The 11,243-nt window shown below is 55.7% G+C and carries 10 protein-coding genes; 7 read left to right on the top strand and 3 right to left on the bottom strand.

Annotated elements, in window-relative coordinates; genetic code table 11:
- Window positions 1–42 precede the first annotated feature (42 nt).
- The 7 genes from MF268_RS19880 to MF268_RS19850 all read left to right on the top strand — a co-directional run bounded on the left by MF268_RS19880 (window position 43) and on the right by MF268_RS19850 (window position 7,710).
- Complete coding sequence (locus MF268_RS19880; RefSeq protein WP_238372610.1) at window positions 43–873, top strand: hypothetical protein; 831 nt, start codon at window positions 43–45, stop codon at window positions 871–873.
- 193 nt (window positions 874–1,066) lie between these two features.
- Entirely contained in the window at window positions 1,067–2,089 is a 1,023-nt protein-coding gene (locus tag MF268_RS19875) for an MBL fold metallo-hydrolase (RefSeq protein WP_238372609.1), read from the top strand.
- 143 nt (window positions 2,090–2,232) lie between these two features.
- The gene (locus MF268_RS19870) at window positions 2,233–3,063 is read left to right on the top strand and encodes an SDR family oxidoreductase (RefSeq protein ID WP_238372608.1); all 831 of its coding nucleotides are present in this window, start codon (window positions 2,233–2,235) and stop codon (window positions 3,061–3,063) included.
- Between the two features lie 63 nt (window positions 3,064–3,126).
- Window positions 3,127–4,284, top strand: a complete 1,158-nt coding sequence (locus tag MF268_RS19865; protein WP_238372607.1) for an acyl-CoA dehydrogenase family protein — start codon at window positions 3,127–3,129, stop codon at window positions 4,282–4,284.
- 74 nt (window positions 4,285–4,358) lie between these two features.
- Window positions 4,359–5,930: a class I adenylate-forming enzyme family protein gene (locus MF268_RS19860; RefSeq protein WP_238372606.1), complete on the top strand. Its 1,572-nt coding sequence runs from the start codon at window positions 4,359–4,361 to the stop codon at window positions 5,928–5,930.
- Window positions 5,931–6,030: 100 nt separating this feature from the next.
- Entirely contained in the window at window positions 6,031–7,005 is a 975-nt protein-coding gene (locus MF268_RS19855) for a phosphotransferase (RefSeq protein ID WP_273545114.1), read from the top strand.
- 51 nt (window positions 7,006–7,056) lie between these two features.
- Entirely contained in the window at window positions 7,057–7,710 is a 654-nt protein-coding gene (locus tag MF268_RS19850) for a GntR family transcriptional regulator (RefSeq protein ID WP_238372604.1), read from the top strand.
- A 32-nt stretch (window positions 7,711–7,742) separates the two neighbouring features.
- Here the strand turns inward: MF268_RS19850 and MF268_RS19845 are convergent, their stop codons facing one another.
- Genes MF268_RS19845 through MF268_RS19835 form a run of 3 tightly spaced genes read right to left on the bottom strand, consistent with a single transcriptional unit; the run spans window position 7,743 to window position 11,241 of the window.
- Complete coding sequence (locus tag MF268_RS19845; protein WP_238372603.1) at window positions 7,743–8,519, bottom strand: enoyl-CoA hydratase-related protein; 777 nt, start codon at window positions 8,517–8,519, stop codon at window positions 7,743–7,745.
- Between the two features lie 2 nt (window positions 8,520–8,521).
- Window positions 8,522–9,298 (bottom strand): enoyl-CoA hydratase-related protein, encoded by a 777-nt coding sequence (locus tag MF268_RS19840; RefSeq protein WP_238372602.1) that lies wholly within the window; start codon window positions 9,296–9,298, stop codon window positions 8,522–8,524.
- The gene (locus MF268_RS19835; RefSeq protein WP_238372601.1) at window positions 9,295–11,241 is read right to left on the bottom strand and encodes an acetyl/propionyl/methylcrotonyl-CoA carboxylase subunit alpha; all 1,947 of its coding nucleotides are present in this window, start codon (window positions 11,239–11,241) and stop codon (window positions 9,295–9,297) included. The genes MF268_RS19840 and MF268_RS19835 overlap by 4 nt, the downstream gene beginning before the upstream one ends.
- Window positions 11,242–11,243: the final 2 nt, after the last annotated feature.

The following is an 11,243-nucleotide window of genomic DNA, read 5'->3' as shown; positions in this document are numbered from 1 at the left end:
ATGCGCTCTCATAGCGAAAGCAACCGGTCAGCGATAACTTTCATGTTTCTGTTTGCTGTTGGTTGGTTTGTCGTCGAAAATGTCTTTGGCCATCGAATTCGACAGCCAATCAACCTGTTGCAAATCGTCTGGTGCCGTTATCTCGTTCATATCATTGTTGTGATGTTGGTGTTTCACAGACAGACTTTCTGGCGCACAGGACGACCCGCCTATCAGCTTTCCCGTTCGGTATTAATGTTGACTATGCCGCTCGGCTTTGTTGCGGCTATGTTAGCCGGCGCATCTGGCGGGCAGGCATGGGCAGGCTTCTGGGTCGCTCCGCCACTTATGCTGGTTTTTGCGTGGTTGATTAATCACGAACCGCCCCGTCCGATGATGGTTATCCTAGCCTGCATCAGTTCGATGGCGGCTATCGCAGTCATCGGAAGCTTTCCGTCTCTGGAAATTCTGCCCGTTACAGGATCGATTATCATGGCAGCTTCGTTTGCGACCTATGTGGCGATGACACGGTCCCTGCAAAGCGAACCAATTGCGACCAATCTCTTTTATACCGCGATGGTTCCCTTCGTAGTGCTTGCGCCTGCAATGCCTTTTGTTTGGGAAACACCCGGCTTGCACGATGCCCTCGCGATTATCGGCATTGGTGTCACCGGCTTTGTTTCGCTCTATTTTCTGGATCTTGCGACTGGGGCATCACCCATAGCGTTTACTGCACCAATATTGCCTTTGCTTGCGGTTTTCCCATTACATACTTCACTTGGCGATCCCGAGGGCTTCCCCACGTGGAGGGCGCTAATTGGGGCGACCGCAATCATTGCTGTTGCAGCTTTTTGCCTATTATCCAAGAACCAAAAATCAAGCGCTTTAAGCTAGATAGGTTTCCTTCAGCTTCTCCTCCAACACGCAATCAGCGACCGCCGCCGTGCTCAATTCGACTGAGCAGCTTCAGTTCTGGCACAGGTAAATAATGGCTTGCGCCGGTTCCTCGGATGCGTTCGAAAGTACTGCGGCCTTCGCGAACAAATGCGCGCCGAGGTTTTCGCATAGCTGACAAAAGGACAATGACATGCTGGATTTCCCCTATGATACCGCACCGGCTCCGGGTGAAGTCGTCACTGTTCGCCCAGGTCTGCTCTGGGCGCGGTTGTCGCTACCTTTCCGGCTGGATCATGTGAACGTCTATTTTATCGAGGATGATACCGGCTGGGTCATAGTTGATACCGGTATCGACAACAAAGTCGGCCGGGCACAGTGGCGTGCCTTGTTCGATGGACCGTTGAAAGACTTCAGGTTCAGCGGCCTTCTGGTGACGCATCACCATCCTGATCACATCGGTCTGGCAGGCTGGCTTTGCTCGACGCTGGAAATTCCCCTGATCGCCAGCCGCACCGCATTTCTTTCCGCTATGAACTTCTACAACTCGCCAGAGCTTCTGGCTGCGACCGCATATAGCCGGTTCTACGCAAGCCACGGCATGACACCCGAAGTTGCGGCGCTGGTAAGCACGCAGGGGCAGGAATATATGCGGATGCTTTCAAAGCCGCCGTTTACTTATCGCCGGATTCAGGATGGCGACGTTCTGGAACTGGGCACGCGGAGGTTCAAGGTTTTGACCGGGGATGGCCACTGTCCCGAACAGGTTATGCTGTACCTGCCGGAGGATGGATTGCTGCTTGCCGCCGATCAAGTCATTGAGAAAATCAGCCCGAACGTTTCCGTTATGGCCTTTGAACCCGCGGGCGATCCGCTCGGAAGTTTCATCGAGTCGCTCGCTCGGATCCAACGAGACGTACGAGACGATGTTTTGGTTTTATCAGGACACAGATTGCCATTCTACGGACTGCACCACCGCTGCGCTGATCTGATCGCACACCATGAAGAGCGCTGCGAAATCATCCGAGATGCCGTTTTGAACGAACCGAAATCCGCAGCGGATCTGGTGCCGATCATGTTTCCGCGAGAACTAAGCCCTCATGAAATGAGCTTTGCCTTTACCGAAGTTCTGGCACACACGAACTACCTTGTTGCACGCGGTGGTTATACTTGGGTCGATCGCGGTAACGGCACGCAGGCCATTGCCGTAACGTAATTTTCTTCCAGCATCTCAACGCAAGAGTACCCCCTTCGCCGCCGGATAGAACTCTGCGGTAACGATGGAGTCTGCCGCCTGCATAATGCCTGCTTTGCCAGGCTGTTGCGACGGAGGCCCGAACCCCCGGGGGGCACCTGAATATGGCCGAAAAGCTGCGAGGCCGAACTGTTTTCATAACCGGCGCGAGCCGAGGCATCGGTCGAGAGATCGCCCTGCGCGCCGCGCGTGACGGAGCCAACATTGTCATTGCCGCCAAGTCCGCAGAACCACATCCGAAATTGCCCGGGACCATTCATTCCGTAGCTGAGGAGGTCGAGGCGGCGGGCGGACAGGCCCTGCCGGTCCAGCTTGATGTACGCGATGACGCTATGATCGCGGCAGCAATGGAGCGCGCCGCAAAGCAGTTCGGCGGAATAGATGTCGTGGTGAACAATGCTGGCGCCATCCGGCTCGACCCCGTGGAAAAGATCGAGATGAAACGCTTCGATCTCGTTTTCCAAATTAACACGAGGGCCGTTCTGGCGGTCACAAAGGCAGCCCTGCCCTATCTCGCCAAATCCGATCATGCCCATGTGCTAAGCCTCTCGCCCCCGATCAACCTCAATCCAAAGTGGCTGGGATCGTACATTCCGTATATGACGACGAAATACGCGATGACTTTGTTGTCGCTTGGCATGGCTGAAGAGTTTCGCGATCGTCAGATCGGGGTAAACACGCTTTGGCCGCGCACGACCATTGCCACGGCGGCCGTCGAATTCGAAGTCGGAGCGGAGTACATCGCCCGTTCGCGCACTCCGGCGATCATGGCGGAAGCGGCACATGCCATTTTGGTTTCGGACCCCGCAGAAATGACAGGCCAGACGTTTCTGGACGAAGAGATACTTCGAGAGCGGGGCGAAACGAGTTTCGACCAATACCTTAACGACCCAGCATGTACGCAGCTCATGATGGACTTGTACGTCGACGATTGAAGCGAAGGCACAGGCATTAGAAACGAACATGCGTAATTGCGTCACCACGATGGAGGTTTATTCTTGCAGTTGACCCATGAGCACGAGGCCGTGCGACGCTCGGTCCAGAGTTGGATCGAAGACAAAGTGAATCCCTATGTTGATGAGTGGGAAGCCGCTGGCATCTATCCCGCGCGCGAGGTTATGGGGACACTTGGACAACTTGGCATGCTCGGCGTCTCAAAGTCCGAGCAATTCGGCGGGTTGGGACTCGACTTTTCCTATGCCGCTGTTCTGGCTGAGGCATTGGGGGCCATCAAGTCTGGCGGCGTGGCCATGAGCATAGGTGTACAGACCGACATGTGCACACCGGCTCTTGAAAAACACGGCAGCGATGAACTACGCGAGGCATATCTACGGCCAGCGATTGCCGGCGAGATGGTCGGGTGTATCGGGGTTTCTGAACCGGGCAGCGGATCGGACGTAGCCTCGGTCAAAACAGTAGCTCGGAAAGATGGCGGCGATTACGTCATCAATGGCACCAAGATGTGGATCACGAACGGCACTCAGGCCGATTTCTGCTGCCTGCTGGCTAACACGGGCGATGGGCCGGTCCATCGAAACAAATCGCTGATCGTGGTGCCGATGAATACGCCGGGTATCGAAGTCGCCAGAAAAATCGAAAAGATCGGGATGCGGGCCTCGGACACAGCGCAACTCTATTTTGACGATGTGCGCGTGCCCCAGTCCAACAGGATCGGCGAAGAAAACATGGGTTTCATCTACCAGATGGAACAGTTCCAAATCGAACGGCTCTGGGGTGCGCTGAACAATGCAGCTATGTTGCAACGCGCAATCGATTGCACAATTGCATATACGCGCGAACGCCGTGCATTTGGCAAACCAATCATTGAGAACCAGTGGGTCAATTTCAAACTGGCAGAAATGCAATCCGAAGTTGAAGCGCTAAACGCGCTCAACTGGCGCGCCGTCGAGATGATCGTGAATGGCGAAGACGCTACCAAGCTTGCGACAATGGCCAAGCTAAAAGCGGGGCGACTGGCCCGCGAAGTGGCTGACGGCTGCCTGCAATTCTGGGGCGGTATGGGTTACAGCGAGGAAAGTGAAATCTCCCGCATTTACCGCGATACGCGATTGACCTCCATCGGAGGCGGCGCGGATGAGGTCATGCTGCGCATTCTGACGAAATACATTGGGATCGCGGGCGACGGGAACGCCTAGCTTATTGCCACAAGTTTTGCCCGTCCTGCCTGTTAGGCTCAGCGCAATGTCGGCGTTCAACAGGGGAGGAGCATATGGCAGGCTACAATATCGATGGAGGCGTCACACCGCCCCCCTCTTGTATTTCCCGCATCGCGATCGGCGACATTCTGCGCCGTACAGCGCGGCGTATGCCCGGGAATATCGCTCTTGTCGATGGCAAGCGCAGGATATCCTATGGCGAGCTGGATGCTGCAGCCAACAGGATGGCACACTACCTGATAAATGCCGGCTGCAAGCCCGGGGACCGCTGTGCCATGATGTTCGGCAACTCCATCGAGTTGGTCGTGACGCTTTTCGCGATCCATCGTGCCGGGCTGGTCTGGGTCCCTATCAATCTGATGCTGGATGATGAAGACGTAGAATTTACGCTCACCCATGCCGAAGTAGGTCACGTGGTTATCGAACCTGTTTTCGCCGACCATCCGAACCTTGGCGCTGTTGCAAAGAAATTGGGGTTCCCCGTAACGGTTGCCGAGCAGGGTTTTTCGTTCTGCGCGGACCTTCCCGAGAGCGAGCCGCAGGTCGAGATCGACCGCGACGACATTGCCGCAATCATATACACGAGCGGCACGACCTCGAAACCGAAAGGTGCGATGCATTCGCATTTGTCCATCTACATGTCGATCATGGCTGATGCGGTCGAATGGAGTCTTACGCGCGAAGACGGCATTCCGCTCCAGCTCCCTCTGTTTCATTGTGGCGCGCACGTGCTGCTTTTGTCGTTCATGCTCGTCGGTGCGAAATGCGTTTTGCTTCGGGGGTTCGAACCCGCAGCCTTACTTGCAGCAATCGAAGAGGAAGAACTGAGCGTGGTTGTCGGTTTGCCGATGATGTATGCAGCGATGCTGGATCATCCCGATATGGAAACGCGCTCACTGAAATCGCTGCGCTTCGGGCTTCATACTATGGCGCCGATGTACGAGTCTCTGATGCGCCGCATGATCGACCGGATCTGCCCGACATTCATGCTGACGTCGGGCCAAACAGAGATGTACCCTATCACAACTATGTCGCGGCCCGAGATGCAGTTGAAACGCTTTGGCAATGTCTGGGGCGAGCCAACTGTAATATGTGACCTGGCTATCATGGGACAGGATGGAGAGCTGCTACCACCGGGCGAAATCGGTGAACTCGTGCATCGGGGCCCTAACGTCATGTTCGGCTACTACAAGAACCAGGATGCGACGGATGAGGCGCGGCGTTTCGGTTGGCACCATACCGGCGACGTTGGCCGTATCAACCAGTGGGGCGAGTTCGAATTCCTCGACCGTACAAAGGATATGATCAAGAGTGGCGGCGAGAATGTCTCCTCCATGCAGGTGGAATCGCACCTTTTGAACTGCTCCGGGGTGCTTGAGGCAATTGCCGTCGGTATCCCCCACGAGAGATGGGGCGAGGCGGTCACGGCCTTTGTCGTTGCAAAACCCGGTGCGCCCCAGGACCCGCAGCCAATCATGGATGAACTGGGAAAGCATCTTGGTGGATTTCAATTGCCCAAGAAGATAGTTTTCGTGGACGAGGTGCCTAAAACCGCGACAGGCAAATTGCGCAAGGTCGAACTGCGTATGGCATATTCTGAGCTATACACCGACGAAATGGCCTGAAACGGCGGCACCGCCAACAGGAGCAGGAAGAGTAACCGTGTCTCAAACTCAGACGGCGGACAAGGCACAGTGGCCCGACGTAAATGCGCTCTCGAATTGGATGCAAGCAAACGTCGAAGGTTTTTCCGGCACTCCGGCCCTCAGCAAGTTCGAAGGCGGGCAATCCAACCCGACATTCCGTGTGTCCTCGGAAAACGGCGAATACGTCCTGCGCCGAAAACCCGCCGGGCCAGTGCTGAGCAGCGCTCACGCGGTTGACCGCGAGTTCAAAGTTTTAACCGCAATGAAAACAGCGGGAATTCCAGTGCCAAAGGTTCATGCGCTGTGCACCGATGAATCTGTGATCGACAGTATGTTCTATATAATGGACTTCGTCCCCGGACGTGTTTTCTGGGATCCGCGCCTGCCTGAACTGACCAAGTCCGAACGGGCAGGAATCTTCGATAGCATGAACGAAACAATTGCCCGGATTCATCGTCTCGATCCTGATGAGATCGGTCTAGAAGATTTTGGTCGCAAGGAAGACTACCTCAAACGACAGATATCTCGTTGGACCCGCCAGTACGAAGCAGCCCGCATCGGCGAAAATGACAATATGGAGCGGCTGATCGAATGGCTGCCAGAGCATTTGCCAGACGAACATCCGGCCCGTGTCGTGCACGGCGATTATCGGCTCGACAACGTTCTCATCCATCCGTCAGAACCGCGTGTCATTGCCGTATTGGACTGGGAATTATCGACCATCGGGAATCCGATTGCGGATTTCGCCTATCATCTCATGACGTGGCGCTTTGCACCTGACTTGTTCCGAGGTTTGGCCGGAACAGATTTCGCGGCAACCGGCATTCCTGATGAAACAGAATATGCGCAAAAGTATCTCCAGCGTGTCGGGCTAAAGGCCCCGGACAACTGGAAATTCTATCTTGTCCTCAGCATGTTCCGAATTGCCTCCATTCTACAGGGTATCGCAAAGCGTGCAGTCGAAGGAACCGCTGCGGACGAACGTGCCAAAGATGTCGGCGCTCAGGCAGGCCCTATTTCCAAAGTCGCCTGGAGGCTTGCCAAGAACCTGTGAGTGAGTTCAAAGCTCTATGAATGTTGTCCATTCCCTTTGAGAGGTATCCGGATGCCTGGAGGCATCGAAAAGACAGACAAGGGCTCGAGTACGTCGAGCTATATTGTTCGCGATGTGGTTCGTGGACTTTACGAAGGCCGGTATGTGGCCGGTCAGCGTCTGGTCGAACCGGACCTCATGTCACATTACAACGTCGGCCGCAGCACCGTACGGGAAGCTCTCAAGGAACTGAGTTCCGACGGGATTGTCGTTCTTGCCGCCTTCCGCGGTGCCCAGATACGCAAGCTGAGCCGGGAAGAAGCCGCAAACCTCTTTTCCATAACCGAAGTCGTGCTGGGCCTTGCAGCCCGACAGGCCGCCCAGAAGATCGAAGCACCCGGAGCCCGCGAGAGCATCGAAGAGCTTTTCCGTTCGATCGAAGAGTATCGCGACGAAGAAGGTCGCTTCGAGTTTCTCCGTCGCCGGAACAGGTATTTCCGGCAGCTTGTAAGAATCAGCGGCAATGAGGAAATTCACCGTATCCTGCCGCGTTTGCAGGTGCACCTGATCCGAAATCGGCTGTCCGTACCCTCGGTAGAACGCATAGAAGGCTATCGCAAGATAACCGAAGCAGTGCTTTCCGGGGATGGAGCGCAAGCGGAACAGATTGCGCGCGCCTATGTGGCTAAGACCGCAGCATTCATTGTGCCTCATTTTCCGGAATGATCTTGGCAGCTAAACGCCTTGAATTTCTGAGCTTAGACGCCGCGCCATATTGGTGACCGTTTTTCCAGAAAGGCCCGCGCGCCTTCCTGCGCGTCTTCTGACCCGATGGTTTGATCCAGGTATTTATCGTTGAGATGCCACAGTACCTCTTCATTGCCACTGGCGGCCGTACGTGCAAGGTCGAGGCTGAGGCTTACCGAGAGCGGAGCGGAAGCTGCGATTTTTTCGGCTAGTTCACGGGCTGTTTTCATAAGACTCTCTGATGGTACCACCCTGTTGACCAAACCTAGTTCGAGCGCGCGCGCCGCAGTGATGGGATCACCAGTGAGGGTCATTTCATTCACCACAGCGATCGGCAACCGCCGAGCAAGCCGGAACACGCCCCCTGCCCCGGCGATCAATCCACGCCGAGCCTCAGGCAGACCAAAAACTGTGGTATCCACAGAAACGGCCAGATCGCAGGCAAGCATGATTTCAAAACCGCCTGCCATTGCCGGACCATTAACCGCTGCGATCACAGGCTTGCGGCGTTTCACTCCGACGAACCCTGCAAATCGCCCCGAGCCGTGAAGTATCGCTTTACCTTCACCGTTACCAAAAGCAACAAGATCCATACCTGCGCAAAAGGAAGAACCTGCGCCTGTCAGGATGGTTACAGAGACCGAAGAGTCGTCTTCACATTTCTCGATTGCCTCGTTCAATGCCTTGGCTAGTAGGGCGTTTACCGCGTTCCGGCGCTCGGGGCGATTGAGCGTGATCGTCGCGATATTGCCGTCGATCTCTAGCAGGACAGCAGGCTTTTCAATCATTACTACTTTCCGGTGAATTTCGGGGATCGCTTCTCGTTGAATGAGGCAAGCCCTTCCTTGGCGTCTTGGGTCAGGGTCATCAGACCCAGCTGACCTTCCGCAAAAGCAATGGCCTGATCAAAGCTCATCGCGTCCACGACGCGCATTGCATATTTCCCTCGACGCAGTGCAGAGGGCGAGGTCTTGGCCAAGCTGGAAACAATGCCGTCCGCGCATTCAACCAGTTGCTCGGTCGGGACGACACGGTTAAGCAGACCCGCCTCCATCGCGTCTTGTGCAGAAAACAACTCCCCAGTCAGCATCCATTCCCGTAACGTCCGTGCAGGGACAAGTGCCTTCATCAACGCCAGTACCTGCATCGGGAACAGACCGATCTTGGCTTCTGGTAAACCAAATTTTGCCGTATCTACGGCAATGGCCAAATCAGCCATCGCAACAAGACCCATGCCACCCGCCACACAAGTCCCGTTGACGACTGCGAGAATCGGCAAGGGGCAGTTCTGAGCCTGGCGCAGCAGATTTCCATATGCGGTAGAAGGCTCGGCAAAATTGAAATTGAACCCACCCCCGGGCTGAAGATCGCCCCCGGCGCAAAAGGCCTTATCGCCCGCGCCGGTCAGTACGATGCACCGGACGTCTGGGTCGGCCTCGGCCTGTTTGATGCCGTCGGATATGCCTTCGATCAGGTCATTATTGATCGCATTGCGCTTTTCCGGGCGATTGAGCGTTATTCGAAACGCATGGTTCTCGCGGCTGTACAGAACGACGGCGTTAGTCATGCGGCGTCGATCTCTACCAGGACGGCATGGGTGCTGACCTGCATACCTTTCGTAACGTTCACTGCCGTCACCGTTCCGCTAAGCGTACTGGCATGCGTGTGTTCCATCTTCATCGCTTCTACCACGACAAGCTTTTGTCCCTTTTCAACGGTGTCGCCGACGGCGATATCAACAGAGACGATATTGCCATTCATCGATGCGCGAACTTTGCCATCGCCACCTGCGGCCTCGGCAGCAACGGTCGGCTGGAAAGTGAGATCGAGAAAATCATAACTGCGCCCCTGATAGTGAACTGTAACGCGGGTTTCGTCCTGCCAAAGCAGTGCTTTACTGGTTGCCCCATTCAGTTCGAGCGTAACTCTAGGGCCGTCGACCGTGGTCACGCAAAGCTCAAGAGGTTCCTCACCCGACATTTCCACATGACATGCCCCATTACGGAAAGCTTGCACGATGGGGGCAAACGCGCGCTCTCCACGGGCCAGACGCAACGGTGTATAAAACCCGTGGGTCAAACGATTGCCCGGACCCGCACGCATGAGAGCTGCGGTAATCATCGCAGCACGGGCTTCGCGGGTTGTTTCGACTGCCATCAGATCGTCGCCGTGATCAGCGATGAACGCCGTAGTTGCCCTACCCTCCGCGAAAACCGAGTGGGACAGACAGTCAGAAAGGAAGTTCTTGTTCGTCCGAAGACCGATCGCCACAGTGTGATCCAGTGCCGAGACTAATTTTCGCCGCGCATTGTCACGAGAGCTGCCATGGGCGATGAGCTTAGCGATCATGGAATCGTAAAAGGGCGGTATTTCGGCACCACTGCGCAGCGCGTGGTCTACCCTTACGAATGACGCCGGCTCCCATAGTTCCAGTCGACCGCTTTGCGGCATGAAACCAGCGGCGGGGTCTTCGGCGCAAAGGCGAACCTCGATTGCATGGCCACTGTAGAAAACATCACTCTGGTCAATCGGCAGCTTCTCTCCGGCGGCAACCCGCAATTGCAGTTCCACCAGATCAAGACCGGTGATCATCTCGGTGACAGGATGTTCAACCTGAAGCCGTGTGTTCATTTCCATGAAAAAAAAGTTGCCGTCACCGTCGAGCAGATATTCAAAGGTTCCCGCACCCGCGTAGCCAATCGCCCGAACTGCATCGATCGATGCTTTACCCATCCGCTCTCTAAGCTCAGGGTCGACAGCGGGTGACGGCGCTTCCTCGATCACCTTCTGATGGCGGCGCTGCACCGAACAGTCCCTTTCTCCACAGTGAATGGCGTTGCCATGGTGATCCGCCATAACCTGAATTTCCACGTGGCGCGGGTTCAGGATGGCCTTTTCCAACAGGACGATGTCGTTACCAAAGGCGTTCCTGGCTTCCGATTTTGCCGACTGCAGAAGGTCCAGAAACTCCTGTTCCGTCGAAACCAGCCGCATGCCGCGCCCGCCACCGCCAGCCGTCGCTTTGATCATGACCGGAAAGCCGATGCGCTTGGCTTCTTTTAATAACTTGTCGCTGTCCTGATCTTCACCCTGATAGCCCGGCACGCAGGGCACGCCGGCCTGTTCCATCAGTGCTTTTGCGCCTGCCTTGTCGCCCATGTTGCGGATGGCTTCGGCGCCCGGCCCGACAAAAACGATACCGGCCTGCTCGCATGCAATTGGCAGAGCATCATTCTCGGCAAGAAAGCCGTAGCCAGGATGTATCGCATCGGCACCGGTCTGGCGGGCGGCATCGATTATCGCCTCGATTTTCAGATAGGACTCTGACGGAGCGGCCATTCCAATACATACCGCCTCATCGGCGATGCGAACATGTTCTGCCTTGGCATCCGGTTCCGAGTAAATGGCGACGGTTCCATATCCCATGGTCCGGGCGGTTTTCATGATGCGGACTGCTATCTCGCCCCGGTTCGCGACAAGCAGCTTCTGGAATGATTTGGGTCTGGTCATCA

This window comes from Heliomarina baculiformis, assembly GCF_019966545.1.
Taxonomy (GTDB): domain Bacteria; phylum Pseudomonadota; class Alphaproteobacteria; order Rhodobacterales; family Rhodobacteraceae; genus Heliomarina; species Heliomarina baculiformis.
The sequence above is the reverse complement of the archived record's forward strand: the minus strand, read 5'-3'. Positions and strand labels throughout refer to the sequence as shown.

What these genes read in the sequence shown, in the direction of transcription:
- MF268_RS19875 (WP_238372609.1), top strand. Translation starts at nt 1,067, where the DNA reads ATGCTGGATTTCCCCTATGATACCGCACCGGCTCCGGGTGAAGTCGTC.
- MF268_RS19835 (WP_238372601.1), bottom strand. Translation starts at nt 11,241, where the DNA reads ATGACCAGACCCAAATCATTCCAGAAGCTGCTTGTCGCGAACCGGGGC.
- MF268_RS19880 (WP_238372610.1), top strand. Translation starts at nt 43, where the DNA reads ATGTTTCTGTTTGCTGTTGGTTGGTTTGTCGTCGAAAATGTCTTTGGC.
- MF268_RS19870 (WP_238372608.1), top strand. Translation starts at nt 2,233, where the DNA reads ATGGCCGAAAAGCTGCGAGGCCGAACTGTTTTCATAACCGGCGCGAGC.
- MF268_RS19855 (WP_273545114.1), top strand. Translation starts at nt 6,031, where the DNA reads ATGCAAGCAAACGTCGAAGGTTTTTCCGGCACTCCGGCCCTCAGCAAG.
- MF268_RS19845 (WP_238372603.1), bottom strand. Translation starts at nt 8,519, where the DNA reads ATGATTGAAAAGCCTGCTGTCCTGCTAGAGATCGACGGCAATATCGCG.
- MF268_RS19860 (WP_238372606.1), top strand. Translation starts at nt 4,359, where the DNA reads ATGGCAGGCTACAATATCGATGGAGGCGTCACACCGCCCCCCTCTTGT.
- MF268_RS19840 (WP_238372602.1), bottom strand. Translation starts at nt 9,298, where the DNA reads ATGACTAACGCCGTCGTTCTGTACAGCCGCGAGAACCATGCGTTTCGA.
- MF268_RS19850 (WP_238372604.1), top strand. Translation starts at nt 7,057, where the DNA reads ATGCCTGGAGGCATCGAAAAGACAGACAAGGGCTCGAGTACGTCGAGC.